Annotated in this window: 23 protein-coding genes; 7 read left to right on the forward strand and 16 right to left on the reverse strand. The window is 56.6% G+C overall.

Annotated features, from left to right (window positions below; all coding sequences use genetic code 11):
- Positions 1-87: 87 nt before the first annotated feature.
- The 9 genes from H8F21_RS03590 to H8F21_RS03630 form a co-directional block, all read right to left on the reverse strand.
- Positions 88-1,509, reverse strand: a complete 1,422-nt coding sequence (locus H8F21_RS03590; protein ID WP_203479284.1) for an undecaprenyl-phosphate glucose phosphotransferase — start codon at positions 1,507-1,509, stop codon at positions 88-90.
- 240 nt (positions 1,510-1,749) lie between these two features.
- Positions 1,750-2,517: a WecB/TagA/CpsF family glycosyltransferase gene (locus H8F21_RS03595; protein WP_203479285.1), complete on the reverse strand. Its 768-nt coding sequence runs from the start codon at positions 2,515-2,517 to the stop codon at positions 1,750-1,752.
- On the reverse strand, positions 2,517-3,704 hold the full coding sequence (locus H8F21_RS03600; RefSeq protein ID WP_413243029.1) for a glycosyltransferase family 2 protein: 1,188 nt from the start codon (positions 3,702-3,704) through the stop codon (positions 2,517-2,519). Before H8F21_RS03600 ends, H8F21_RS03595 begins: the two co-directional genes overlap by 1 nt.
- A gap of 8 nt (positions 3,705-3,712) precedes the next feature.
- On the reverse strand, positions 3,713-4,915 hold the full coding sequence (locus H8F21_RS03605) for a glycosyltransferase (protein ID WP_203479287.1): 1,203 nt from the start codon (positions 4,913-4,915) through the stop codon (positions 3,713-3,715).
- Between the two features lie 37 nt (positions 4,916-4,952).
- Positions 4,953-5,930 (reverse strand): glycosyltransferase family 2 protein, encoded by a 978-nt coding sequence (locus tag H8F21_RS03610; RefSeq protein WP_203479288.1) that lies wholly within the window; start codon positions 5,928-5,930, stop codon positions 4,953-4,955.
- Positions 5,931-5,989: 59 nt separating this feature from the next.
- On the reverse strand, positions 5,990-6,514 hold the full coding sequence (locus H8F21_RS03615; protein ID WP_203479289.1) for a serine O-acetyltransferase: 525 nt from the start codon (positions 6,512-6,514) through the stop codon (positions 5,990-5,992).
- Between the two features lie 8 nt (positions 6,515-6,522).
- Positions 6,523-7,479: a glycosyltransferase family 2 protein gene (locus H8F21_RS03620; RefSeq protein WP_203479290.1), complete on the reverse strand. Its 957-nt coding sequence runs from the start codon at positions 7,477-7,479 to the stop codon at positions 6,523-6,525.
- Positions 7,472-8,089 carry an acyltransferase gene (locus H8F21_RS03625; protein ID WP_136475924.1) on the reverse strand — a complete coding sequence of 206 codons (618 nt, stop codon included), beginning with the start codon at positions 8,087-8,089 and terminating at the stop codon, positions 7,472-7,474. The genes H8F21_RS03620 and H8F21_RS03625 overlap by 8 nt, the downstream gene beginning before the upstream one ends.
- A 138-nt stretch (positions 8,090-8,227) precedes the next feature.
- Positions 8,228-9,694: an FAD-dependent oxidoreductase gene (locus H8F21_RS03630; RefSeq protein ID WP_203479291.1), complete on the reverse strand. Its 1,467-nt coding sequence runs from the start codon at positions 9,692-9,694 to the stop codon at positions 8,228-8,230.
- Positions 9,695-10,214: 520 nt separating this feature from the next.
- On the opposite strand from H8F21_RS03630, the gene H8F21_RS03635 reads away from it, so the two are divergent.
- From H8F21_RS03635 to galE, 3 genes are all read left to right on the forward strand, one after another.
- Positions 10,215-11,747 carry an O-antigen ligase family protein gene (locus tag H8F21_RS03635; RefSeq protein WP_203479293.1) on the forward strand — a complete coding sequence of 511 codons (1,533 nt, stop codon included), beginning with the start codon at positions 10,215-10,217 and terminating at the stop codon, positions 11,745-11,747.
- Between the two features lie 5 nt (positions 11,748-11,752).
- Complete coding sequence (locus tag H8F21_RS03640) at positions 11,753-14,353, forward strand: glycoside hydrolase 5 family protein (protein WP_203479294.1); 2,601 nt, start codon at positions 11,753-11,755, stop codon at positions 14,351-14,353.
- 152 nt (positions 14,354-14,505) lie between these two features.
- On the forward strand, positions 14,506-15,468 hold the full coding sequence (gene galE, locus H8F21_RS03645) for a UDP-glucose 4-epimerase GalE (RefSeq protein ID WP_203479295.1): 963 nt from the start codon (positions 14,506-14,508) through the stop codon (positions 15,466-15,468).
- 28 nt (positions 15,469-15,496) lie between these two features.
- On the opposite strand, the gene H8F21_RS03650 is transcribed toward galE, so the two are convergent.
- The 7 genes from H8F21_RS03650 to H8F21_RS03680 all read right to left on the reverse strand — a co-directional run bounded on the left by H8F21_RS03650 (position 15,497) and on the right by H8F21_RS03680 (position 22,847).
- Positions 15,497-16,303 (reverse strand): CpsD/CapB family tyrosine-protein kinase, encoded by an 807-nt coding sequence (locus tag H8F21_RS03650; RefSeq protein WP_203479296.1) that lies wholly within the window; start codon positions 16,301-16,303, stop codon positions 15,497-15,499.
- A 12-nt stretch (positions 16,304-16,315) separates the two neighbouring features.
- On the reverse strand, positions 16,316-17,878 hold the full coding sequence (locus tag H8F21_RS03655; protein ID WP_203479297.1) for a GumC family protein: 1,563 nt from the start codon (positions 17,876-17,878) through the stop codon (positions 16,316-16,318).
- 20 nt (positions 17,879-17,898) lie between these two features.
- On the reverse strand, positions 17,899-19,014 hold the full coding sequence (locus tag H8F21_RS03660) for a hypothetical protein (protein WP_203479298.1): 1,116 nt from the start codon (positions 19,012-19,014) through the stop codon (positions 17,899-17,901).
- A gap of 25 nt (positions 19,015-19,039) precedes the next feature.
- Positions 19,040-19,597, reverse strand: a complete 558-nt coding sequence (locus H8F21_RS03665; protein WP_203479299.1) for a polysaccharide biosynthesis/export family protein — start codon at positions 19,595-19,597, stop codon at positions 19,040-19,042.
- 305 nt (positions 19,598-19,902) lie between these two features.
- Positions 19,903-20,079, reverse strand: coding sequence for an EPS-associated small membrane protein EppA (gene eppA / locus H8F21_RS03670; RefSeq protein WP_168198461.1), 177 nt, complete (start codon positions 20,077-20,079; stop codon positions 19,903-19,905).
- A gap of 419 nt (positions 20,080-20,498) precedes the next feature.
- The gene (locus tag H8F21_RS03675; RefSeq protein ID WP_203479300.1) at positions 20,499-21,614 is read right to left on the reverse strand and encodes a glycosyltransferase 61 family protein; all 1,116 of its coding nucleotides are present in this window, start codon (positions 21,612-21,614) and stop codon (positions 20,499-20,501) included.
- A gap of 78 nt (positions 21,615-21,692) precedes the next feature.
- Positions 21,693-22,847, reverse strand: a complete 1,155-nt coding sequence (locus H8F21_RS03680) for a GNAT family protein (RefSeq protein WP_203479373.1) — start codon at positions 22,845-22,847, stop codon at positions 21,693-21,695.
- A 552-nt stretch (positions 22,848-23,399) separates the two neighbouring features.
- Here H8F21_RS03680 and H8F21_RS03685 point away from each other — a divergent pair.
- From H8F21_RS03685 to H8F21_RS03700, 4 genes are read left to right on the forward strand one after another with little or no spacing between them, the layout of a single operon-like run.
- Entirely contained in the window at positions 23,400-23,549 is a 150-nt protein-coding gene (locus H8F21_RS03685; RefSeq protein WP_203479301.1) for a hypothetical protein, read from the forward strand.
- Between the two features lie 12 nt (positions 23,550-23,561).
- Positions 23,562-24,170, forward strand: a complete 609-nt coding sequence (locus H8F21_RS03690; protein WP_203584067.1) for a hypothetical protein — start codon at positions 23,562-23,564, stop codon at positions 24,168-24,170.
- A gap of 23 nt (positions 24,171-24,193) precedes the next feature.
- Positions 24,194-24,460, forward strand: a complete 267-nt coding sequence (locus H8F21_RS03695; RefSeq protein ID WP_136475913.1) for a hypothetical protein — start codon at positions 24,194-24,196, stop codon at positions 24,458-24,460.
- 59 nt (positions 24,461-24,519) lie between these two features.
- The gene (locus H8F21_RS03700; protein ID WP_203479303.1) at positions 24,520-25,425 is read left to right on the forward strand and encodes a hypothetical protein; all 906 of its coding nucleotides are present in this window, start codon (positions 24,520-24,522) and stop codon (positions 25,423-25,425) included.
- Positions 25,426-25,451 lie beyond the last annotated feature (26 nt).

Raw genomic sequence — 25,451 nt, forward strand, 5'->3', positions numbered from 1 at the left:
ACTGTGACGATAAGGTCCACCCCATTGTGGATCTTATCCAGGCCCTGCGCCTGGACGCGCAGAGGGCCGGTAGGAATCATCGACGCACTAGTAAGCCTGCTTGCCGGTGAAGGCGTTCAGGGTCCGTACCAGAATCACGAAATCCAGCCACAACGACCAGTTGTTGATGTACTCGATATCCGAGTCGACCCGCTGGATCATCTGCTCGATTTCCTTGGTTTCGCCTCTGAACCCACGAACCTGGGCGAGCCCGGTCATGCCCGGCTTGATGTTGTGCCGGGCAAAGTAGTCAACGATGTCCTGGGAGTACTGGGTATCGTGCTGCAGCGCGTGGGGGCGCGGCCCTACCAGTGACATTTCACCCATCAGTACGTTGAACAGCTGGGGTAGCTCGTCAAGGCTGGTGCGGCGAATAAAAGCTCCAACCCTGGTCAGCCGCGAATCATTCTTCTGCGCCTGTTTGACCTCTCCATTTTCCTGATGGACAAACATGCTTCTGAACTTCCAGATACGGAAGGATTCCCCTGTCCAGCCCATGCGTTCCTGGCGGAAGAACACCGGCCCCGGGCTATCGAGTTTGATACACGCGGCAATGGCCAGCAGCACAGGCGATGCCATCAGCAGGATGAGTGCCGCCAGCACCTTGTCCTCGAGGTTCTTCAAAAACAGGCTGGTGCCCGTCAGCGGCGTTTCGGACAACGTCAGCACCGGTATTCCGGAGATTTCACGCACGCTGTGATTGATCAAGCGCAGCGAAAAGATGTCGGGCACCCAATTGACTGCGATGCATTTGTCGAGCAGTTTCAGATAAACGTCATTGATAACTGCCGAGCCACTTAACGGCGTTACCAGGTACACGGTTCTAATCGCATGTTGGACGACAATGTCATCAAGATCAGCAATATGCCCCAATACCGACAATCGCTGCTTTCCCTCCGCATTCATCTTTGTATTATCTTCGCCCTCACCCACCAGAACACAGCCAACAACGCGTTCACCAAACCAGGGATTATTACTTATTTTTAAGTGCAGAAAATTCGCCAAATCGCCAGCGCCAATAATCAGCGCGTTCTCCTGCCGATAGGAATGCGCCAAAAACTTCTTTTGCACCTCACGTACAACAAAGTGCAGAAGCAGCTGAACAAAATAGCCAATGACAAACAACTCACCCACCAGCATTCGTGAATACTTCTCACTTTGCTTGGTAAGAAAGGCCATGACCACAAGAAAACAAAAGGTTGCCGACCATGCCTTGAAAAGCCTGAAGGCTTTAATGGAAAGCCCGACATTGCTGCGATAAATGGCGTAATGGTCATAGATGACGGCCAATGCGCCAATCAACAACAGCAGCATGATGACGTAGTCAGAGGTTATATATCCGATCTGGTCATAGATCAGGTACCAGGCCACACCGGTCACCGCCACGCCGTCGAGGCCCGCTTGAATGGCGTTACTGACACTGCTTCTTCGTTGGAGCAATGAGCGGCTACTTCTGGGCTCGAAAACCATTATCAAACCTCAATGACGTGAGATGCCTAACGCTTTTCAACAACCAAAGAAATACTAAAAACCAAGTGCGGTTTTATTAGAAAAATTAATAATTATAAAACTGCTCTTTCGCCGCCAAACCTTTCTCGACCATGAAGGAGCGTTTGATATCACTGTAGCAGCACATTGCTGATCTCGCGGGCTGATTCTGCCTTGCCAAGCGCTTTTATCCAGTCCCGCAATCGTAGATAACCAGCCGCCCTAGAAAAGCCTGGGTGCGCGTCGATCATCCTTCATCGCCGCTTTTGTGCAAAAAAGCATACGCAGCAGAAACACTGGGTTGCCGACCACATAGCGCATGAACAAACGCTTGGGCTCGCGCAACAAACGGAAGACCCACTCGCCGCCCACTTTACGAAGCCAATGCGGTGCCCGGGTGACCTTGCCACCAAGAAAATCCAGAATCGCGCCGCCACACACGATCAAGCAAGGCACACCTACCGCCGTCAACCGCGCCGCAACGACTTCCTGCCGGGGCATGCCCATGCCCAATACAATCAACTGCGGCTGCAGGTGCCGAGCCAGATAGAGGTAGGTGTCCACCTCGGCAAACCCATGATGAACCGATACAACCTCCACGCCGAATTGGCTTTCGCAGCGCTGCACTGCCTGGTTCAAAAATGGCTCTTCCGTGCCCCAGAACGCGACACGTCGGCCCTTGAATGCCGTGAGTAATTCTGGGATGAAGTCGGTGCCGTTCATGTTCAAGCCGGGGTCCAGGCCCAGGCGCCTGAACAGTATTGCCATGCCGATACCATCGCGTAACAACACATCGGCGGCTGAAAGAACGTTGGTGTAGTCGGCATGATCTGCTACCAGGTTCATGGCATGGGCATTGACGAAGCCAAGCACTGTCGGCACCTCGGGGTCGGCCAGGGCTTGAAGCAGTCCTTGCTTGTCTCCAGGATCACGGACCACCCGAAGCTTACCGATAATCCTTTTCCAGCTTTTCTGCGCGGTCTCGGTCATTAGCTGTCATCCCGTTTTGAGCGCACCCATTCAACTTGGCGCTTGATCAGAAAGCCCAGGTACAACGGTATTTTTCTTGCCGCATAGAACGGCGCATACAACAGCACTGAAAAGGCGATGACTTCGCGAGAAAACCGGCTCCACGCCAACAGAACCGCAGCACCCAGCATGACTATCGCGGCCGTCGCGATAAGCGCCGGGGCCAGTACATCGAAAAGCGCGAATGCCAACCACGAGACGCTGAAGATAGCCACCAACGCCAGCACCAACAACGCGAGCGGCGGCACCATCAGGTCGACGGTCATGGCCAGCAGGTTCCAATTGCGCCGGGCAATAGACTGCAGGATCAATCTTGGCGCATCGCCCAGAAGCATACCCAGGTGGCCATGCTCCCAACGCGTACGCTGAGAGGTCAGGCCTTCATCGCTGCCTGGAAAGTAGCTGGTTACCTGTGCGGCAGGACAAAACAACGGCGGCTTGCCGTTCTGGCAAAAATCTACGCCCATTTTTATGTCCTCCACCAGATGACCGTTGGCCAAGTCGATCAGCGCCAGATCCTCCCAGGCGATCGCCATTCCCGCGCCCATCAGTTGACAGGGCAAGCCAACGCGCGCCGAACCACGCGGCCGCACCAGGTTTTTCACCCTCCAGGCAAACTCGGCAACCTGAACCTTAAGACTGGCGCCCGCCGGCGCGCGGGTCAGATACAGCGCCTGCGTCGGCCGACCAGTGCCGGCGCAACTGCGGGCCAGAAGATCGATGGCACCTTCACCTACCTCACAATCGGCATCGACTATGATCACCACCTGCGGCGGCGTCTCGGCCAAATGGCGCACGCCAAAATCCAACGCATACCCCTTGCCCCGACGCAGTGCGTCCTGACGCTCAACCACCTGCGCTCCCGCTGAACGGGCCAGCGCGGCGGTGTCATCCGTGCAGTTGTCGGCAACCACCAGCAATTGATCGCCTTCCTGCAACTGACCGTGAATGCTTTCAAGGGCCTTGAGTATGATTGCCGACTCGTTGTGCGCAGGCACCAAAACCGCTATACGCGGCCGTGAACGGCTCAATTGCGCGGCAGGTGGCCCAGGCAGACAGGCGAGCAGAACCTGCGCGAACAGCACCAACACCGGCAACAGAGCAAGAATCGCCAATGCCCCCAAGAACCCGCCAAGCAACCCAGTCAATAACGTAATCATGCATAAGCCTTGAAGTAACTGAGCAACTTTGCCGCTTCGGTATCGATATCATGCCGCTGCAGCACGCGCTGATAAGCCGCGTCACCCATTCGTTGCAATACCTCGACAGGTTGCGCAATGCAGTCCGCCATCGCAGCAGCCAATTCGTCTACAGCGCCTGCAGGAAACAGCCAGCCATTCTCGCCGTGGCGAACCAGTTCGGGAATCCCGGCGACATAGGTAGTGAGTACCGGCCGGCGTAACGCCATGGCCTCCATGATCACCACCGGCAAGCCCTCGGCGAAGCTGGGCAGCACCAAGGCACGGGCGGCAAGCATTTCTTCGCGGACCTGAGCGCTACTGATCCACCCGGTTATGCGTATATGCGCCTGCAAATCATGTTCAGCGATCAGGGCTTCGATCTGCCCACGCATTTCCCCATCGCCAGCCAGAACGATCTCGAATGCCAACGACTGTGCAGCCAGTATCCGCGCAGCCTCCAGTAGAAAAAGCTGGCCCTTCTGTTCGCACAAGCGGCCTACGCAAACCAGGCGCGGCACTGACGGCGCCGCAACCGCAGAAATCTGGTGAAACGCGGGCTCAAGACCGCAATGCACCACCTTCACTTTTTCCCAGTGCCGGTGCGCTACCCAGCGAAACAGCTGGCTGCGCCCGAATGAGCTTACGGCGGCTACAAAGGCTGCGCGTCGAACCTTCTCGCCCAAGTGGAGGAACTGCGGTTTGTCGAACTCCTCCGGCCCATGCACGGTAAAACTGTAGGCAGGCCCGCCAAGCGCATTTGCCAACATGACCACCTCGGTGGAGTTGGTGCCGAAATGCGCATGCACGTGTTCGACGCCATCAGCCTGCAACCATTGCAGCAGGCGACACGCCTCGGCCAGGTAGACCAGATGATAAGGCCAGGCGCGATCGGCACGCAGGCCCATGCGCAGGGCCAGCCACAAGGTCAAAAAAAATCGTTGCGGTCGACTGCGCAACACCTGCAGTACTGGCTTTAGCAGCCCTTTGACGCCTTCTTGCAGAACGTAACGGGTTTTATCGCGCTCACTGATATCTTCGGCGTCCTGCAGGTCAGCGTCCCAACCACGCAAGGCAATGCGTTGAACCTCGACTTCCAGGCGTTCCAACGCCAGGATTTCGCGTCGAATGAAGCTATGGCTGACTTTGGGATACTGATTGATGAAATATGCAATGCGCATTAGGTACCCGAATAAATGCTCGCGTTAGGGACAGAACTCACTTGTACTCAATCAATGCCGGCTTGGCGCTACTGTATCTGTTCAACAGGAACTTGAGTTGGCCGAGCACCTCGGGAAACTTTCCAAGCACCAGGAACACTGCCTGCAGCCAATTTTCCCGTGCAGATCGACTGCCGCGGCGTGCCAGCCGTACAGCCTGTAGTGGGTAGATCAACAGTAGAAGCAGCCCCCAGCCGCCGAGCAGTACACTCGCCAGGATGATAGCCAGCGGTACACCGAGCCCCCAGATCCAGGCACGGCGCGATTCGCGCTGCCAATGCAGTTCTGGTGCTGCCCCATGCAGGAAAGTGCCCTCGGCAAAGGCATAGCCGGTGCGCATGCTACGTCGCCACCACTGGCTGAAACGAGTCATGGCGGCATCGTGCAGGGTCATCTCAGCGGCCAGCCGCCAGATTTTCCAGCCGTTTGCGCGCAGGCGTACGCACAACTCCGGCTCTTCCCCGGCGATCAAGTCCGGACGATACCCACCCATCGCGGCGAAGGCATCGGCACGCATCAGCGCGTCACCACCGCAGGCCTTGGCCTGCCCGGTGGGCGTGTCCCATTCCAGGTCGCACAGCAAGTTGTACACCGAACGTTGCGGGAAACGCTCGCGACGGCGCCCACACACCACCGCTACCTCGGGGTGAGCGTCGAGAAAGGCCTGGGCATTGGCCAGCCAGCCGGCATCGACCTCGCAATCGCCATCGACAAATTGCACATGGCGCATCGCTGGCAACAGCCGTTGCAAGCAGGCAAATCCTTCGTTGCGAGCGCGTGCGGCAGTGAAAGGAACGCTCAGGTCCAGCGACAGCACCTGCACCCCGCGCGCCAGCGCCATTTGCACCGAGCCATCGGTCGAACCGGAGTCGACATAGACAATTTTGTCCGCCCCTCCCCGCAACGACGCCAGGCAACGCTCAAGGCGCTGGCCTTCGTTGCGACCGATAACTACAACACCAATACCTGTCAGCATGCGCCCCACCTAAGGACTTCAACAAAACAACCGTTCTAGCGTGCTGCACATCGGTTGAATCATGTGTATTCCATGTCTTCTGCGTGTTTTCTACTTTTTATAGTTGCCGGTACTCCCACAGCCAGGGAGTTATCCGGTACATCCATCAACACTACTGCGTTCGAGCCAATCACCACGTTATTGCCAATGCGTATGTTGCCGAGCACTTTGGCACCCGCGCCAATATCCACGTTGTTACCGAACACCGGCGCCGTCGGCTCGTTTACATTCTTCAAGCCGACCACCACACCGTTTCGGATACGGCAATCATCGCCAAATTGGGCGTAGCCGCTGATGATGATTCCGCCGAAATGGTCGATGACAAAATTGCGCCCGATGACCGCTTCGCACGGCAGCTCTACCCCAGTAAGTATTTGTACAAACTTGAAGAGCACCTTGTAGACAAAGGAGCAGAGCTTTCTCAGTAACGCCGGACGCAGGCTGTAGCGCCAGCGTCCAAACCGGTACACCAACAGCACCCAGAATCCCTGAGCCCCCCAGTCACCTCCATGTGCACGCAAGTCCGCACGTATATTTTCAAACATGACTTCACCTACCGTGTGGGTTGGCTCGCAAACCGGGTATCGAACAGCAGCGACCAGGTGGCGCGGGTATGCCGCCAGCACGACTTGATGGCCGCCCAACCCCGTCCTTTCAACAACGCCTTGAGCGCCAGGAGCAGATCGCCCAGGTTTACCAGGAACATGTGCAAGGCCAGCCCGAGCACGCCGTGATGCTTGCGAAAATACAGAAGCTCGCTTTCGATCTGATAGGTCGATAGCTGGCGACTGGCAGCCTCAAGCTCAGCAACCGACTTTGAGCTTTCACCGCCTATATGCACGACCGTGGTATGCGGGTAGAACACCACCTTCCAACCCGCTTCCTTGACTCGCTTGCAGTGGTCGACTTCCTCGAAGTACAGAAAGTAGCGGGGATCGAATAGACCCACCTGCTCGAGCACTTCCCGGCGAACCAGGTAGAAGCAGCCCGGCAGCCAGTCGCACTCCCGGACCGAATCATGTTCCCAGCTCATCTCATCGACCATTTTCAGCCCTGGGAAAAAGCGCCCGAGGCCGGTCCGCGAGACGAAGATGTTCAACGGTGTCGGAAAGTAGCGACAACTGGGTTGCAGGTCTCCCTCGCGCCCCTCCAGGCGCACGCCAAGAACGCCGCACTCCGGGTGGGCGTCCATGTACTCGACGGTTTTGCGCAGTGTGTCGGATGCAACGAAAGCATCGGTGTTGAGCAGCAGGGCATATTTGCCCTGCAGGTGCTCGAGCAGTTGGTTGTTGGCACGCCCGAAACCGACATTTTTCTCATTGCTGAGCACCAATGCCTCCGGGCATACCTTGGCCAGGCACTCAAGCGAGTTGTCGACCGAGGCGTTGTCCACCACCAGATAACTCGCCAGCTGCTCACTATCAGCCCGGCGCAGCGCGTCAAACATGGGCTGCAGCAACCCCGCGGTATTGAAGTTGACTACCAGCACATCGACGGGCTTTTTATCCATTACTACCTTCCCCGAAAAAGTACTGCCTGCGCTGAGCCGCCAGTGTCGGTTCAAGCGCTGGGTCGTAGGCACCTTGGCGTTGCTTCACCAGATCGATCCACGGATAGGCAGCGCAGCGTTCTTCAACCCGCCTGATCAGCTCCTCGGTCGAGCAGATGACCTTTGCCGGGTTGCCGCCAACGACCGTGCCCGGTGGCACATCCTTGGTAACCACGGCTCCTGCTGCAACGATTGAATCAGGCCCGATGGTCACCCGTGGCATGACAATCGCACCGTGCCCGATAAAGCAGTTGTCATGAATATCAATATAGCCGACCGAATCGAGTTGCTTGCCGTAGCAGACCTCAATCAGTGCAACCACACCGTCGTGACCGATCAGGGTACAGTCCGAGAGGCCGACGTTACTGCCAATTCGCACAAGCGTCGGGTCGGTCACGTTGCAGCCACAATTGATATGTACGTTGGTACCGACTGAGTGAAATTTCCCCCATCGAGTCAGGAACTCTCCCCATTCTCGCCCATTCGGTTTGCAGAACTTTTTGTACGTTGAGCCTCCTCGCCCGGTTGAAATGACATAATGCGTCAAAGCCTTCCTTACCCATCTGAACATTCTGCGACCCTCGCAAATGAAGCGATTTTGGACCGTCCCTGAGTCGAATTCGGTCTCGTTCTTGTTGGTACTGACCGAACTGCGCTCACCTACTTGCTACTGCTTTGTTGCCTTCAGCCCTAGCTGATTTGCTCTCGTTCAAGAAACTCCACTGCTCGCCAAGCTCATTTTGTCATTCAGGTGATCCGCCAGCCTGAGCGCGAATTGCAGCAGCGGCATGGTCGGGTTGGATGCACCACCGGTAGCAAAAATGCTGCTTCCTGCGACGTACAGATTGTCAGTGCCAAAGACCTTGCAGTTTTCATCGACAACACCGAATTCCGGCGTCGCTGCCATCCGCGTGGTGCCCATGTGGTGGGCGTGCGGCGACAACTTCAAGTCCACCGCGGTGTCGTACACATAGCTGTTGAGCTTGACGAAACCGAGCCCGACCTCGGCAAACTTCTTTGCCATTTCACCGCCAATGCACTTGATTGTGCGTCGGTCATCGTCACTCAGTACCCAATTGACATTAACCTTGGCCACACCCAATCGGTCTTTTTCGTCGAGCAGCGAGATGCGGCTCTGGGCATTGGGAAACTGTTCGATCATCGTGGTAATCACGCCGTCCCCTGGGCAGCTGAATTTGGCAATGAATTCGATTTTGCTGGCTACCCCCATTTCACAGGCGAGCGTTTCGAGAAAGCGTTTCACTTCAGCGGTTCGACCGTAGGTTCTGACTTCCGACAGAACCGTGGTGGAGACATTGCCCTTGCCGGAATGATATTCAGCAATGAAAGCATCGGTGGTGTAGTACTCACGAGGCTCGGTGCCTTGGCCCTCTTTCAAGATGAAGGTACCCATGTCGATGTTCAGGTGTTCCATGAAACACCGCCCCACCAGCCCTCCTTTGTTCACTACACCCGCGACCGACAGCGACTCGCTGTTGAGCAATTGCCGGGCGTTTTCAATGGCGCCCATCGCCAGGACAAAGTTGCTCGCCACCAGGCGTTCGCGATTGAGTTGGTAGTCAGACACCACCACCGCTGCCAAGCGTCCCGAATCCTGTTCGAACTCCAGGTCAACGCAGTTGCAGTTGATGAAGACATCCAGCCCCTCGGTTTCATTGAGCGCCTGTGCATACTTTTGCGCAAAGCGCGTCGGTGGGCTGAGCAGGAAGCGATCAGCGTCAAACTCGCCGCCTTTCAAGCCCATATTTTCAGCCCGAAACTGTGCCCCTTGGGGAAGGTCGACGATGCTCATGGCCGCGGGCAGGTAGCGGTCGATCTGCTCAAAGGGGATCGGCCAGCCCGGCAACCCGCCCGCTGGGGCGACAACAAAATCGGAAGGTTCGAAAGGACGGCATCGACCCGCCCAGTGGTTGGAGGTGCCACCTAGATAGCGCAACCGAGTTCCGTCGGGGTACAGCTCAAGCCCGGTCGAGGTGCATTGGTAAAAATCCTGCGAGCGCGATGAAAACTCGTGCCCGCCACCCTCGATAAGCACCACGCTCCTACCGGCGCCAACCAGTTGCAACGCCAGGGTGATACCGGCAGGGCCGGCGCCAACAATGCAAAAATCATAGGCCTCGCGCAGGGTCTTTTGCGTCTCATAGTCCTTGATCATGCTTGCTCGTCCTTGAAGACCTGCGAAGGCAACACCCAGCCATTGATCAGGACAAACCCGCCTTTTTCAACAGGTCTGCGCGCTGCCTGGGTTGGGACGCCGAACACTGCGGCACCGACGCCCAACAACACGCAACTTCCCAGAAAGCCCCGGCGACCCCACAACGGCGTACAAAACTGAAGCTTCCCCATGATTCAAAGACCTATGCCATTGAAGTTTTCAGCATTTTTTTATTCGCACTCACTACCGCTGCCGACGGCTGACACCGGCTAATCATTGGAAAGTCAGTGCAACGACATCTATCTTTGTCGATTGGTATGCGCAGAAGATTGCCGGCGCGCCCGTCATTTTCAGCCCGTTCCAGGCATCGACCCACGCCGTGCAATAAATAAAGCTCAGGGGTGCAGACAAATCAATCGACGGCATGACATCAATCTCTGACTGAATCGCTAGAAGTCACTATAGTTTCATTTAGCCATGATGCTAGCCGTCGTCCACCAAGGGATAGGTGCCATAGCCAATGCCTGAACATTTTCGCGCGCTGATCGTCATTCTGTTTCTGGCAGTCGTTGTCTTTACCCTCGCGCGCCGGCCAGCGTCAGACCTGATTCCTGTTGCCGACTTCAAGCGGCGCCGTAATTTATGGTTCGCGCTGACCCTGTTGGCGTTTTTTTCCCATAGCTTTTGGGTGTATGCCGGCGTGGCGGCGATTGTCCTGACCCTGGCCAGGCGTCGCGAACGCAACCCCATGGCATTGTTCTTCCTGCTGCTATTTCTAATGCCCCAGGCGGCGGTACGGGTTCCCGCATTTGGCGCGGTCAACTACCTGTTCGACCTGAACCACGCGCGCCTGCTGTCACTGTGCCTATTGCTGCCGGTTGCCCTGGCCTTGAGCAAACAGAGCGATACGCTCTCTTTTGGTCGAACCTGGCCCGATCGATTCCTGGCCGCCAGCCTCGTGCTGATCACTGCGCTCAACCTGCGTGAAACCACATTCACCGACGCCTTGCGCCAGGCGTTCTACCTGTATATCGATATGTTCCTGCCCTATTACGTCGCCAGCCGCGCACTCAAAGACCTGAGCGACTTCAAGGACGCCATGCTGGCCTTCGTGCTCGCAGCTTTCTTGCTGGCACTGATCGGCGTCGCTGAAACGGCCCGCCATTGGCTGCTGTACAACGCCCTGCTCGATGCCTTGGGCACACAATGGGAAATGTCCAGCTACTTGAGCCGAGGTGGTTCATTGCGCGCCAGCGCCACTACCGGACAAGCAATCGTGCTGGGTTACGTGATCAGCGTCGGGATCGGCTTGTTCCTGTTTGTGCAGCGCTATGTCGGCAGCAAGCTGCAGCGGTGCCTCGGCGCCCTGCTCCTGGCTGCCGGGCTGTTTGCGCCGCTGTCACGCGGACCTTGGATCGGTGCGGCAATCATTATCGGCGTATTCATCGCCACCGGCCGGGGCGCAGTCAAGCGTCTGACGCTGCTTGCACTGGCAGGCGTTCTGGCCCTGCCACTGCTAAGCGTGATGCCGGGAGGGGAAAAGATCGTCGACATGCTGCCCTTCATTGGCAACCTCGAAAAAGAGAACATCACCTACAGGGAGCGCTTGATCGACAACTCGTGGATCGTCATCCAGCGCAATCCGCTGCTCGGCACCTACGACTTTCGCAACACGCCCGAAATGCAGGAGATGATCCAGGGTGACGGCATCATCGACGTCGTCAATACCTACCTGGGTCTGGCGCTGCGGACCGGCCTGGTTGGTCTGGGACTTTTCGTGGCGTTTTTCGCCGCGGTGCTGTTGAGTCTACGCAAGGCCATGCGCTTGTTTCCCGACCGCGACAGCGAGCAACGACGGCTCGGGCGAGCGCTGTTTGCGACGTTGACAGGGATCCTGGTGATCATTTTTACCGTCAGCAGTATCACCTTGATACCCGTGGTCTACTGGACGGTCGCAGGCCTGGGCGTGGCGTACGTCCAGATGGTGCGCAGGCTCCAACATACCCAGACCGCAGGCATTGCCGGTGCCAGTGTTCGCCTTCAACCCAGGTAATGTCGATGACCTCATTTTCCTTGCGCCCCGTCATTCGGGCTGCGGTATTCCTTGGCCTGGCAATACTGCCGTTGGCCAGCCAGGCTGCGGCATGGACCGTCACCGTAGATGAGCAGAATGGCTTGCCAACCCTGACCCGTGGCGGCGGCCCGGCAATGATGTCGAAATTCAATTTCTGGGGGCCGGACTGGTCGTGGACCGGGCTTAGCGGCTCGTTCAAGGTAGACGGACCCTATCGCTACAGCCTCACCGCCAACAACAAAGCGCTGGACTTCGATCTGACGGCCGCTATCCACCAGCCCTCCGCGCAGACCTTGACCTGGAACTTCGACCTACAGGCACACAGCACGCAGAGGAACGTCGAGGGTGGCGGCATGATGTTTCTCTTCGACCCGACGCTGATCGCTGGGGAAATGGGCGACCCGGTGCTGCTTGGGGATAATCGCGGCTGGTCCTGGGGCAAGGAAGGACAAGGCCCGTATATCGAGATGCGTTTCGAGCCAGCGCTGGCCAAGGTGTACTTCGAGCGCGGCGATTCTTCCGAAGTGCGGGCGTTTTTCTACAAGGACACGATCACCCCCGGCAGCCTGAAGGTCAAAGCGGCACTGAGAGTGTCTGGTGATGTTTCACTGGGGCAAACAGCAAGTGAACGTTTCGGCCTCGCCGACCCCAGCACCTGGCCCAAGGACCAGGTGGACTGGCAAACCTCGCCGGTCGATCTGTCGTTTCTCAACGCCCCGGAAAAGCCGGCAGGCAAGCGCGGCTTCGTCAAGGCCTCTGGTGAACAACTGCTGTTTGCCGACAACACCCCGGCGCGCTTCTGGGGTACCAATATGTCGGCGTACGCGATATTCAAAACGCCAGACGATGAGATCAAGCGGCAAGCCAAGCGCCTGTCGAAGCTGGGTTTCAATCTGGTGCGGATTCACCACCATGATTCGCCGTGGGTGTTCCCGAATATTTTTGGCGATGGCACCGTGGTGCGCGACACCCAGCAGCTAAGCGCCGAATCGTTACGCAAGATCGATTGGTGGATCAAGTGCCTGAAGGACGAAGGCATCTATGTATGGCTGGACATGCATGTGCAGCGCATCCTTACCGCCAACGACAATATCTATGCCTTCAACGAGCTACCCGAAGATCGAGGCAGGGCCGACCTCAAGGGCTACGCCTATGTGAACGTCACCATTGCCCAGGCAATGAAGCGCTTTACCGAGCGCTACGTGACCCATGTGAACCCCTACACAGGTCTTGCCTATAAGGACGACCCGGCAATTGCTGCGGTACTGATCACCAACGAAAACGACATCACCCACCACTACGGCAATGCCCTGCTACCGGACAAGGATGTACCCAAGCACAGCCGCCTGTACATGGATGAAGCCAAGGCATTTGCCTTGCGTCACAACTTGCCTGCCGACCAAACCTGGCGCGCCTGGGAGCATGGTCCGTCGAAGCTGTTTCTCAACGATCTGGAGCGCCGTTTCAACGTCGATATGATCGCCCACCTGCGCGCACTGGGGGTGCAAGTGCCCATCGCCACCACCAGTACCTGGGGAGGCAATGGCCTGAGCTCGTTGCCGGCCCTTACCGCCGGCGACGTAATCGATGTGCACAGCTATGGCGGCATCGGCCAGTTGGAGAAAAACCCGCTGACCAGCGACAACATGGTCAACTGGCTCGCAGCAGGGCAAGTGTCGGGCATGCCCCTGACCGTAACCGAGTGGAACACCGAGCCCTTCCCCACCCCTGATCGTCATTCGTTGCCACTCTATGTTGCCGGCACCGCCAGTCATCAGGGCTGGGATGCAATGATGCAATATGCCTACAGCCAGGAAGGGCTGTTCAGCGAGTGGGTGTCGGCAGGCAACTGGCACGCCTATAACGACCCGGCGATGCTCGCCACACTTCCTGCGGCAGCCCTGCTCTATCGTCGCGCCGACGTGCGCGAGGCAACGACTATGTATGTCTTCGCCCCGACCCCAGCCACCCTGTTCAATCAGTCGATCACCCCGAGCAACGCCGTTGCCCTGCGCACCGCGATGGAGAAAGGCAAACTGCAGATCGCCATGCCGCAAACCTCGGAGTTACCCTGGCTCAAACCCAGCGTAATTGCCGACGGGGCCAAGGTACTGAACAATCCTGAGCAGTCGCTGCTCGAGGCCGATGCCACTGAGTCGACTACCGATACCGGTGAACTCAAGCGCAATTGGCAGCAGGGCATCTATACCATCAATACGCCCCTAACCCAGGCCGCGACCGGCTGGCTCGGCGGCACCAGCGTCGATCTTGGCGATATTCAGGTCAGGGTGAAAACGCTGTATGCCAGTGTCGTGGTGCAAAGTCTAGATGCCAAGCCGTTGAGCCAGTCACGGCAGTTGATGATTTCCCTGGGAGCCCGTGCGGTGCCCAGGGACAACGACCGCACACCGTTCTACGTCGAACCCCTGGAGGGCACGTTGGCGATCAAGGCCCCTGCAGGCCTGAAGCTGTTCAGCTACCAGGCCCAGGCGCCTCTGAAAGAACTGCCAGCGACCTACGAGAACGGCCGCTACAGGATCAAACTCGACGCTCAGCAAATGTCTAACTGGCTGTTCTTGAAATAGCCCATTTGGCCTTCTACAGTCTCAGGAGACTTGCACCGCCGACGCAGCTTCAAGCAGGTTGGCAAGCGGATATGCCACGCGTTTCTTTCCCGCGGCGAATGCGCAGATACCACTCTCTGCGCCTGTGCAACAACAGATTCCAGGAGGCTTGGATGAAGTTTTTAGTTGTCGGCGGCGCAGGTTATATCGGTTCGCACATGGTCAAGCACCTGCTGCTGGCAGGACATGAAGTCGTTGTGGCAGACATCGCCCCCGCGGGCCCCGGAATCAAATGGGTGGAATTGGACATCGCCGATGCGCGCGCGCTGGATGCACTGTTTGCCGAGTATCAATTTGAGGCGGTCTTCCACTTCGCCTCGTTCATCCAGGTGGGTGAGTCGGTTAGCGACCCTGGCAAGTATTACCAGAACAACGTAGCGGCGACGCTGACGCTGCTTCAGGCCATGGTCCGGGCCGGCATCAGCAAGCTGGTGTTTTCCTCGACTGCCGCCGTCTATGGCGACCCACGATACGTGCCGATCGACGAGGCGCACCCCAAGGCATCCATCAATCCCTATGGTCGCAGCAAATGGATGGTGGAGCAGATACTCGAAGACTTCGATCATGCCTACGGGTTGAAGTCGGTCTGCCTTCGCTACTTCAACGCCGCGGGTGCCGACCCCCAAGCGCAGATTGGCGAATGCCATGAACCGGAAACCCACCTGATCCCTCTCATCCTCCAGGCAGCGGCCGGACGGCGAGCAGCGATAACCGTCTTCGGTCGCGATTACAGCACACCAGACGGTACTTGCATCCGTGACTATGTCCACGTCGCCGACCTGGTATCAGCTCATTCGCTGGCGGTGGATTACCTGATGGCAGGCGGTGCCAGCGCGGCGTTCAACCTCGGCAACGGCCTGGGCTTCTCGGTGCAGGAAGTCATCGACACCGCACGCGCCGTAACCGGCCGCACGATCACTGTCAGCGATGCACCACGTCGGGCTGGCGACCCGCCGCGGTTGGTGGCTGACGCTAGTAAAGCCAAGGCGATACTCGGCTGGCAGCCGCAATTCGCGGCGCTTGAGCAAATCGTCAGCCATGCCTGGAACTGGGAACAGAAATACCCTTGGCACTGACGGTGTCAGTGCCAAGGCAGCCCATACCTCAGTAGTAGGAACGAACCTGGGTGTCAGCCTTGTTCAGGACCGCTCCGATCAGGTTGGCCGTCGCCAGATGGTACATACAGTCCTCGATCTCTTTCTTGCTGTTGTCACCGTTGGCAACCACCAGCAACACACAGTCGAACTTGGGCAAAATGGTGATCGCGTCATCGGAGCTCAACAGCGGTGGCAGATCGAAAATGCAAATACGCGACTCGTACCGGTCGCGCAGTTCGCTGATCAGATTGCTCACCTTGGGCGATGACAGCATCTCGGTGGAATGCGCAATGGGCTCACGCGTTGGCAGCACCACAAAGCGTGGCAATGTCGGGTTGACCATCACCTCTTCCAACCACGCTTCATGAGCAAGCAGCTCATTGAGCGACTTCTCCATCGGCAGTCCCAGGCTCGCCCCCACTCGGGGACGGCGCAGGTCGAAGTCCACCAGTAAGGCAGTCTTGGTGGTGTGGTGGGCGATGCTCATCGCCAGGTTGATTGCCAGTACCGTCTTGCCCGCCTCCGGCGTTGGCGAGGTAATGGCAAGGGTGCGCCAGCCATTCTCTTCCATGGCCTGCAGTACTTGCGTTCGCAGCAGGTCAAACGATGAACTCATGTTCGAGTTCTTGTTGAACGCCACAATACGATTGCGCTCAAGGTGATCTGCGCGCAACGGCACCACCTTGGTTTGGACATAATCGAACTGACCGAGGGCTTCAGGCTGTTCAGCCGCTGGCGCTGCCTGCGGCGCCTCGCCAGAGGCGGGAGCGACCTGAAGAATGTTTTTTCCAAAAGCCGGCGTAATCCTATCCATCGCTGCTTTTCCCTATTCAAACCGAGCCATAGCTTTAAAGAGCAGTGCATCCAAAGGCATATAGAACACATGCACGATCAATAACATGATAGCCATCAACGCAGCTGCGGCGATGACCAACCACTTCAGCAACTGTTTGCGCCGCGCCGTGTCCGCTTGAGTCGGAATGTAGGGAATGGCCACCAGCACGCGTCTGCCCACTACACTCTCCAACGCCCCCATCCCGCGAACACGCTGGTTCAACAACTCCAGGAGCATGACCAGTGCCGCACCACCGGCCGGTGCCAACACCAGGCCCAAGGCGGCAATTTTTTTACGGTTCGGCTTGATGGGTTTCTCTGGCATCAGCGGAGGTTCAAGAAGCACGAAGCGTTCGGCCTTGTTCTCCTGCTCGAGGCTTTCAGTAATTTTCGCACCCATTTCCTTGGCACGGATTTCTTCGTACTTCTTGCGCGCGTTGTCATGGTCGCGCATGAGGGTGACCAGGCCGCGCTCAACTTGCGGCGTCTCAAGAATCTCCGCCTCGTAGCCTTCCATTTTTTTCACCAACTGGCGCTTTTGCTCGGCCAGTGAAGCGATACGCTCCTGGGCAGCACCGATGCGGGTACGCACCCGGGCAACATCCAGGCTTACCGAAGCATTGGCGGCACCCCGGCCACCGGACGCCTGCAGCGCCTCGATCTTGCGTTTCACGGCGATCACATCTGGATGCGCGTCCTTATATTTAGTCTGCAGCCTGGCGTACTCGGCCTTGAGGCTAGGCAGGTCCTGTGGCTGCTCCACTGCGCCTCGAGCGCTCTCTGCCTTGGTGGTCAACCCGGCGTTGGCAGCCGACAGCTCCAGCTCCAGATAACGCAATTCTTCCTGGGCCGTCTTGTAGTCGCGATCCACTTCCCTGAACTCCAGTTCGGCGCGCGACAACATGCTCATGCGCAATGCCTGATGCTCAGGCAAGGCATTGGCATGCGCCTGTTTGAAGTCGGCTAACTGGTTTTCCAGGCTGGCGAGCTCGGCACCGAGCTTGTTCGCTTCCTGCGTCAGGAACACGGTTGTTTCATTGGCACGTTCAGTACGCTGCTTCATGTTCTCGTCAAGAAACAGCGTGACCAATTCGCTGGCCACTTCCTTGGCAACTTCCGGGCGCTTGTGCTCGAACGAAACGTTGAAGGCGACAGTCGCCTCGCCCCGCCCTTTTATATAGGTACTTAAGCTTGCGACGACAATCGAATTGCGCATCAAGTCGATCTTGTCGATGTCGCTGAACTGGCGACCCTTGTCGGCATACAGATCGTACTTGTTGATGATCCGCAGGAGGTTTTCGCGGGTCATCACCCGTTGGCGAATGACCTCGATACGCTCGTCAGCAAAACTGTTGTTGTTCGCAGAAACCAGTTCCGGTGAAATCTGCTGCGATTCCACCAGGATGGTGCCTGTCGATTGATAGATGGGAGGGACCGTGAGGGCGACCGCCACCGTCACCGCCAGGATGACCACGATGCTCACCCCCAGCAGCAGCGCCCGGTCTTTGATAATGGCTATGTAATCGTTAAGAGACATCTCGTATTCAGATTTCATAGTGGCCACGCTGCCGAAGTTCAGAGGTCGGGAAATCTATAGGTCAGAGTCAATCCAATGATCGTACCTGTAGCATCTGGCAAGTCGTCTTGCTGGCGTTCCTTGTACATCAACGATAGGCGCAGATCGCAAAAAGGCGAAAGCTCGCGACTGGCCCAGGCCCCATAGGTCTGCAAGGTGTTCGGGGTCTGGCCCTTGCTGTCTTGCCAGGCAGCGTCGAGGCCCACGCGACTGAGATCGTCAACGGCGTAACTCCACACCCCGCGTACCGAATCCTGTTCGGTGAACCCCCCTTCTGCACTGGCGAACGTAGTCCGTTCGGCGTTAAGGCTCGCATCAGATCGCTCCCCCGTGTAGCGAAGTAAAAGCCCCCCTTCCCCGCGGCGACCGCCATCGGATCCAGAGACCTTGTTGACACCTACGTGCACCGTGCTTTCAAGGCGCTCGGTGAGCTGGTACTTCACCCCGACGCTTGGGGTATAGCTGTTCGAGGCCGCCGCACTGTTGTCGTCTTCAGGTTCATAGCGCCTTGCACCGAAGTCAGTAAACAGTTGGGTACGTTCACTCCAGGCGTAAGTCCAGGTCACCACGTTGGCAATCTCGTCGTAACCGGTCAGCGAATTGATGTCGTACCGCGCGTTGCTGTAGCGGGTTTCGTTGGACAGTGTGTTGCGCTCGGTAATAGCCCTGCTCCAATTCGCCGCCAGCGAATACAGCTTCTGCGTACCATCGGTGGTAACCACCCCCGTATCCTGAACGGCGCCCGACAACGTCGAGCTCTCGCTGTATTGCGCTACCAGACCATAACCACCACGTTCGGTTTCTCGCTGCCAGCCCAGGCTGACATTAGGGTCTTCACGGTTGTCGACTATCGAGGTGTCGGAGGAGCGCAAAACGTTCACGCCAAGATCCATGCGCAACTGATCCTGGTCGAACGTACCGACAAGACTGTAAGTGGGTGCAATGTAGGTACGCGTCACACCCTTCTCCTCAGACGTCAAGAGTAATGGGTTGCTGTCGTACTCGACAGTTGTCGGCAGTACTGCAGAGGACTGCCATATTGCGGCTTGGACCATGCCCGGAACCGGCAAGACAAGAATTGCTGTAGCAACGCCGGTTGTTCGCAGTAGAGGCACTAGAGGTCTTTTCAGGCCCGACAAGTTAAGGCACGACCAGCGTATCGCCGGCCTGGAGTTGGATATTGGTAGACATGTCACGGCCGGAAATCAAATCCTTGTAGTGCACGGGCAATACCTGTTGCGAATTGCCCTTGAGACGGATCACCTTGATGGCGCTTTCATCCGCGAACTTGTCCAGGCCACCAGACATACTCAAGGCCTGTAGCACTGCAGTCGGGCCTGCCATCTGCACCGGGCCAGGTTTGATCACCTTGCCTTGGACATAAAGCAGGTTGCCGGTGGTGCTTTTGACAACCACGCTGACATTCGGATCGGGGAGGAATTGTTCGAGCTTGGTCGCAACTTTTTTCTCGACTTCAGCCGTGTCCAATCCTGCGACCTGGATTTGACCGACCAAGGGGAACGTAATACTGCCATCGGGTAGAACACTGACTTCCCGCCGCAGGTTATCTTCCTGCCAAACGGAAATCTCCACCACATCACCTGGGTTGAGCAAGTAAGCGGCGCTTCTTTCGACAGCCATGCCAGGGCCAGACCACACCACCAGCACGCAGAGTACGCAAGACATCAAACGCACCATGAGGATCCCTCCGGCCGTATGGCCATGCAATGAGCACTGAATGAGAACAACATACAATCTCTCGCTCTGTTCGCAGCGATACACCTGCCGCGAAAGCGTCGACCTACTCCGAGGTCCGGTACTGCGACGCTGCACAACCGCGCTTCACAGGCTGCCCGAGGGCGGTTGACCAATGGAATATAGCAATGGTCCGGGAATACACAAGGTGCTATCCGAAGTCCCCGCTATATTGAATACCGCGTATCAGTTCCAGACGTTCGACTTGCTTTAAGGCAATAACTGCAGTAACTGCCGGCCACCGCGTTTTAAATTTTTTGTCGATTGGCGACGGCAATAAAACCAATCACCGCAAAACAAAAAATCCACCCCGCCGTTGCCACGGGCACCACACTTGTATCATTCATATAAGAATCTGCCGCCCCTGCCGCACCGCTCATGAGCACCAACAAAAAAATGGACTTTATCAACAATGTCGAACGCATAACCCCTCCAGCAAAAAACCGGTAGAGAAAAAGATGTACAGCGTGCGGGCAGGAAGACTCTCTGTTTGTAAATTGAGCTTATGAGCACAATGACATCACGTCAACGATCCGACACCATAATAAATCTCAATGGGCGCCGGCCTCTTGCGTCAAATTGCCGTCAGCAAATTAAACTTCACCGCGCCAATTAAAGCCAAACGCTCAAACTCGCGGGTTTGCGAAAGGTAGCAAGTTGGATAACGGTATCTGCAAGCGGCGACGGCTAACCGTCGAAGCAAAATTTCGGCGTAAACCCCTTGGCTAATTCGCGCCTAGCGACGACGAACGGTCGCTTAACCGGGCATTCAACCGACTGCTGTGTTTCATCGGTGAGAAGTTAAATACGAATCTTTTAGCTTAAGAGTCGATTTATTGTGCTTTTAGTCAGGAAACAGATCCAGTGTTCGCTCCACTTCTTCCAGGCTGATCTTGAAGCCGTTGCCTTCGGGCGTTCCAACCACAAAGCCAAAGTGTTGATAATCGCGATCGGTGAGGAACTTGTAATAGCTGACAAAACGATTGGGTGGCTGCAGTGTCAGCAGCGATCCACCCGGTGGCAGCACATTCACCCCATGTACCAGTTGGCTGCCCTCGACACCGATTACTACCCTGGCCCCTGCACAGGTGGCCACTATCGTTGGGACATCTGTCTTCAAAGGATCCAGAACGCGAAAACCACGGGTCTTGCGTAAATGCTCGGCGAGCTCAAGTTCGTTGCGCAACAAACGCAAGTCGCCGTCACCTCCGCGAAGAATGAACACACCAGGGTGGGAGGAGTAGCGAACATGCGACAGCAGTTTTTCCCCCATCGCCTGGTAGCGTAAGTGCCTGCTGCGGTTGTTGCTCAAATCATCAAACAGAACCAGCTCACGGAAAAACGCGCCCCGTAGTCGCAGTGGCTGCATGCCGAGCCAGTCTTCATACGCCGGGGCCTGGGTAAACAGCGGAAACTTGGCAGAGGGTGCGGTGGTTACCGGAATACCTTCATCGCACGCCAGTGCATAGGTCACACAGTCTTCCATCAGCCAGGTGCCAAACCAGGTGTTGCCGTTTTGCGTGCAGTAGGCCGCGCCGCGGTCGATTTCATTCTCCACGACAATACGCGGAAACTTGTTGGGCTTGAGCGATAGCCAGTGACTTGCGTTGTGCTTGTACAGCGCGCCGTCAATCAGCCAGACATCCTTGATCAAGTGGCCTCGGGTAGGGCCCTCCTCGACAGGCTGTCGCCCTTGCATGGTGCGAGCGGGGTGAACATAGGGAAAAAACCGCGCCTCCCACCCTGTTACTCGCTCCAGTTGGTTGGGAAGAAAATAGGCCGGGGGCGAGATCGACGTTTCACCGGGGGCAATATCCCAGCTTTTCGTCGCTATGTTTTTCAAGTCGATTTGAGTTTTTCGAGCCAACCGCTTTCTTGCCATGAACGTGTAGGCGGCAAGTGAAATTCTTTTGTGTTTCTCAGCAGCAGAAACACTGAAATTCGAGGCATCAGTTTCCATGAAGTGCACTCCCTTCGGGGCACGATCAATTCCCAGACACAGGCGCTGGATTTGTTTTAGGCGGGATCAGCTATTGAATTAGTTGGCCGGCACCGTTTCCATCAAGGGCGGCGCGTTCACAGTGGCGTAGCGACTTCGCAACGTCTCAAGGAACGCCTCGGCGGAACTCTTCGCGCCATAGAGATAAATCTTGTGCAGCCCGCCGAAGACCATTTCGTGATAACGACTGGCAACTTCATCAGCGCTTGGCCCCTCTGGCAGGCCAAGGTGGAGGGTCAACTTGTCTCCTTCGACAGCAAACAGCGGGGTGTCCCAAAGGAACTGCGCAGTTCCGGTTTTGGGCAAGCGAATAAACATATAGGCGTGGTTACCTAAAGAATCGATATCACCGCCACGTCTTCGCTTCCATTTCAACAGCCCATCATCGGGGCGGGCCAGACAAAGCCCGATGTCGTAAAAGTCAAACCCCTGTTCTATTGCCCACTCGAGCGCCATGTAAGTGGTAATCGAGTTAACGTCCCTGAGTTTTTTCGCATCGGAGAAAATCGCTTCGCGATAGCCGAATCGCAGTGTGCTCCAGTACCGCTTCGAATCGCGGGTAATCTCGCAGCCAAGATGACACGCCACCACCTCGTCGCCGAGCATGATCAGGTCCAGGCGGCCAACTGTCTTGGCAATGCGAAAGACTTCTTCAGTGGGAAACTGCGCGGCATGAATACCCTGCCTTGCCGTGGCGTATGGTCTGAGCATTTCTTTGTCAGCCATTGCAATCTCGGCATCCGTCACAGCCTGCTTGATCCAGTACAAAGGGCGGTTCTTGCGGATGCTTCGGCGCAGCTCGCTGTCGTAGCGTGCGGTGATCTCTTCGAGCGAGCGCCCCAGCGGCACCACCGCGCTGAGGTAATGGGGAACATTGAGCGCCCCAGCTGTCGGCATCTCGCTGACCACGACCACATGGTTCGACTCGCCAGCCCCTGGGGCTGGGACCAGCGGCGCAGTAGCGTTGGGATTCTTGCCCCCGATCAATAGCTTGGCCATCTCCCGGCGCTGCTTTCTACCGATGTAGAGGATTTCGTATGGGCTTTGCTGCTGCAGTTTGAACCTGGCCACCTCCCAACGCCACAGACAGGCACACCCGAGGATGTCCTTGCACCGGCTCAACGACGAGCGCAACGCGTAGCGCATTGAAGGAGATACGAATTTTCGAGCAACTGCCACCATTCTCTCTTTCATATCCTTCCTGACTTCCTGTGCGTTGTAGTTCAGTGGCAGATCGAAAAATCCAGCAGCAATCAAATAACTATTCTTAAACGTAATTGAATCAATAACTAACGTAGCAGTGATTTCACATTCAGTAACAATTAAAGATCCAAGGCCAGAATTTCGCAAGGCCCACATCGACGCCTTCCAGGGATATTTCGCAGCACAGGTTTTCTCGCCGCGCCCGCCCACCCTTGAGCGGCGGGAAATCTGTGCTGCTGACCCTGATTGCTGGCGTCGAGGTGGCTTTATAACCCATGCACTTTATCCGCGGTAACGCGTAGTTCTTTAGCTTCAAAAAAATATAACCCTGGGCTTTCTGCTGACATATTATCTGCAACGGCAAACATTCAGATTTATTCCAAGGAGACTATTAAGAAGCAGACTAACTCATCACGCCCCATCCTACTCCGCTTATGCGTGCGTGTCACAGACAGGCCGTTATGCCGCGCACTGATAAATACACTAACGAACGACTTATACAGCCGCTCACTCCGTTACTGCACGTTAAAGGAATCACTATCAATGAATGATAATGACAGCGCCTTCAACCCGGCGCACCCTCCTTTGATGACCGATCCTGATATTCTGCCGCCCGACAACTCCGGTGCTTTTGTTGTTGCCAGTTATTCGCTATCCAAGGATCATTTCGACCTGGTTACAGACCCTCTCTAGCCTTGGCAAACGATGAATCACAATTCTCCGTCCGATTGGGAAAAGTGGAAAAAAACCAAGGCCGACAAAAAGGCCAATGTCGACCATTATCTGGTGTCGAGGACACGTTACTGGCACCGCGTTAGCCGTAAGACCTACGCCAACACCGTCACGGAGCAGGTCACCAACACCGTCGGTGCCACCTATTCGCATACGGTTGGTCACACCAGCTCAATCACCCAGCGAATCAGCATGGACCTTGGCCTGGACCTGTCTGGGGGCGATCTGTTCGCTGGAGGGGACCTGCCACCGATACCGCCGGTGATGGCCATGCAAGGCGCCTTGGCCGCTGCGCCGCTGGGTGCTTCAACCTTCAACTTGAGCGCCGAACTGTCCCGCACCCTGGAGTATCGCCAAGAGGACACCAGTTCCTATGAGGTTCGCCACGACGTGATGACCACGACTGAATTCCTGGCGGATTACCAATATTTGAACTGGCAGATTTGCGAAGCGATTGAACTCTACCGTGTGCCTGTAAGCGGTGATATCAAAAAGCAATTGGTTAGTTCGGTCCCGGCCAATACCGCCACCACGTACAACGACCGCGTACTGATGAAACCTGCACCGCCCCCCACACTCTAACTACCACGCAAGGAGCATTAGCCATGACCCAGCAAACCACGCTCAATCCCGGCGGCTCTGTTGTTTATTCCACTCGTCCGGTTGGCTTGCGTACACAACTATCAGCCAAATGCAGTGATGTGGGCGATTCGAAAATAAGTTGGCACATCGAGTTGTGTTGCCAGAGCAACCATGATGTATCTCTTGAAGCGGGACAGCCAACTACCATTGATGTTTCCGAAGGCGCCGGCGCACTTATGACCGTGTCGAATACCGGTTTCAACCCCGTGACCGTCTGGACGGATTATTAAGCCCAGTCCACGCGTTTATGCATCACGTTGATACTTCACTCACACTCAAGGAAGTCGACATGAACGCAACTGTCAGTAGCCAGGAACATCTGGCTCACGCCATTCTCATGCCTTTCGGCAGCCAGGCCAGCACACTCGATGCCGGTAACCTCAGCGCCAGGTTCGACAACATCGGCAAAGGCGTAGCCAGCATCATGGCCCTGCGCCAGCCGCTGCAGTCGGGCCACGTAAGCCTCGACGCAGAGGCCACTGGCAACGCTGCAGCAAAGGCCAAGAGCCTGGTTTCCAACTTGCGATCGATCGTGCACGATTTACTGCCGACGCTGGGCACGCCACTTGATGATTTTCTGGCTCAAGCCAGTAAACCGGGTGCTTTGCGCGATCAGTTGAAGCAGTGTCTACACAGCAGCGGCTTCAGCGCCGAGGAAGTGCAATGGGCTTTTGCCGAACTGGACAGCATCGAGTTTCGCTTGGTCGATCTGTTGGTCAACAACAACCCACGCAACCTCGACTTGCTTCTGGACGCTGTCAGCACAGGCCAGAACGGTCTGCACAATGCCGGCTTCCTGGTCTTTTCGGGCGATGCCGACATTGACCAGGCGTTAGCTTCGCTGATCAGCAGATGCCGCGAAAAAGGGGTGACAGCTTCCTACGTTCACGTCTTGGTACTGGCGTTTGGAGGCGCAGCAGCAGTCAGTCATTACCAGACGGCCGAGAACCTCATGTTCCCGCATGTCGCCTGGACCCCGCACGCGCTGACGCAACTGCACGCGTTGCATTTGACCCCGGCCGGTCAGACCTTTGTAATCAATCACACCAACAACTGGGTGACGGGCGCAGCAAACGGTTGGGCGCTCAACACTAACCATAATACCCACGACATCACCACGGGCCTGACAGTCACTGCGCGCGTGGTAGCAATCGCGGGGCCTAACCGAACGGTCAACATCATGTCCATTCAATAGCTGCTACCTCATTGCTCGGCAAGCCC

The organism is Pseudomonas arcuscaelestis, from assembly GCF_016881005.1.
In the GTDB taxonomy this organism is placed as follows: Bacteria; Pseudomonadota; Gammaproteobacteria; order Pseudomonadales; family Pseudomonadaceae; genus Aquipseudomonas; species Aquipseudomonas arcuscaelestis.

Bases quoted from the DNA above. Each gene is read 5' to 3' on its own strand.
- H8F21_RS03590 (WP_203479284.1), bottom strand. From the start codon at position 1,509: ATGGTTTTCGAGCCCAGAAGTAGCCGCTCATTGCTCCAACGAAGAAGC.
- H8F21_RS03595 (WP_203479285.1), bottom strand. From the start codon at position 2,517: ATGACCGAGACCGCGCAGAAAAGCTGGAAAAGGATTATCGGTAAGCTT.
- H8F21_RS03605 (WP_203479287.1), bottom strand. From the start codon at position 4,915: ATGCGCATTGCATATTTCATCAATCAGTATCCCAAAGTCAGCCATAGC.
- H8F21_RS03610 (WP_203479288.1), bottom strand. From the start codon at position 5,930: ATGCTGACAGGTATTGGTGTTGTAGTTATCGGTCGCAACGAAGGCCAG.
- H8F21_RS03615 (WP_203479289.1), bottom strand. From the start codon at position 6,514: ATGTTTGAAAATATACGTGCGGACTTGCGTGCACATGGAGGTGACTGG.
- H8F21_RS03620 (WP_203479290.1), bottom strand. From the start codon at position 7,479: ATGGATAAAAAGCCCGTCGATGTGCTGGTAGTCAACTTCAATACCGCG.
- H8F21_RS03625 (WP_136475924.1), bottom strand. From the start codon at position 8,089: ATGTTCAGATGGGTAAGGAAGGCTTTGACGCATTATGTCATTTCAACC.
- H8F21_RS03630 (WP_203479291.1), bottom strand. From the start codon at position 9,694: ATGATCAAGGACTATGAGACGCAAAAGACCCTGCGCGAGGCCTATGAT.
- H8F21_RS03635 (WP_203479293.1), top strand. From the start codon at position 10,215: ATGCCTGAACATTTTCGCGCGCTGATCGTCATTCTGTTTCTGGCAGTC.
- H8F21_RS03640 (WP_203479294.1), top strand. From the start codon at position 11,753: ATGACCTCATTTTCCTTGCGCCCCGTCATTCGGGCTGCGGTATTCCTT.
- galE (WP_203479295.1), top strand. From the start codon at position 14,506: ATGAAGTTTTTAGTTGTCGGCGGCGCAGGTTATATCGGTTCGCACATG.
- H8F21_RS03650 (WP_203479296.1), bottom strand. From the start codon at position 16,303: ATGGATAGGATTACGCCGGCTTTTGGAAAAAACATTCTTCAGGTCGCT.
- H8F21_RS03655 (WP_203479297.1), bottom strand. From the start codon at position 17,878: ATGAAATCTGAATACGAGATGTCTCTTAACGATTACATAGCCATTATC.
- H8F21_RS03665 (WP_203479299.1), bottom strand. From the start codon at position 19,597: ATGGTGCGTTTGATGTCTTGCGTACTCTGCGTGCTGGTGGTGTGGTCT.
- eppA (WP_168198461.1), bottom strand. From the start codon at position 20,079: ATGCGTTCGACATTGTTGATAAAGTCCATTTTTTTGTTGGTGCTCATG.
- H8F21_RS03675 (WP_203479300.1), bottom strand. From the start codon at position 21,614: ATGGAAACTGATGCCTCGAATTTCAGTGTTTCTGCTGCTGAGAAACAC.
- H8F21_RS03680 (WP_203479373.1), bottom strand. From the start codon at position 22,847: ATGAAAGAGAGAATGGTGGCAGTTGCTCGAAAATTCGTATCTCCTTCA.
- H8F21_RS03685 (WP_203479301.1), top strand. From the start codon at position 23,400: ATGAATGATAATGACAGCGCCTTCAACCCGGCGCACCCTCCTTTGATG.
- H8F21_RS03690 (WP_203584067.1), top strand. From the start codon at position 23,562: ATGAATCACAATTCTCCGTCCGATTGGGAAAAGTGGAAAAAAACCAAG.
- H8F21_RS03695 (WP_136475913.1), top strand. From the start codon at position 24,194: ATGACCCAGCAAACCACGCTCAATCCCGGCGGCTCTGTTGTTTATTCC.
- H8F21_RS03700 (WP_203479303.1), top strand. From the start codon at position 24,520: ATGAACGCAACTGTCAGTAGCCAGGAACATCTGGCTCACGCCATTCTC.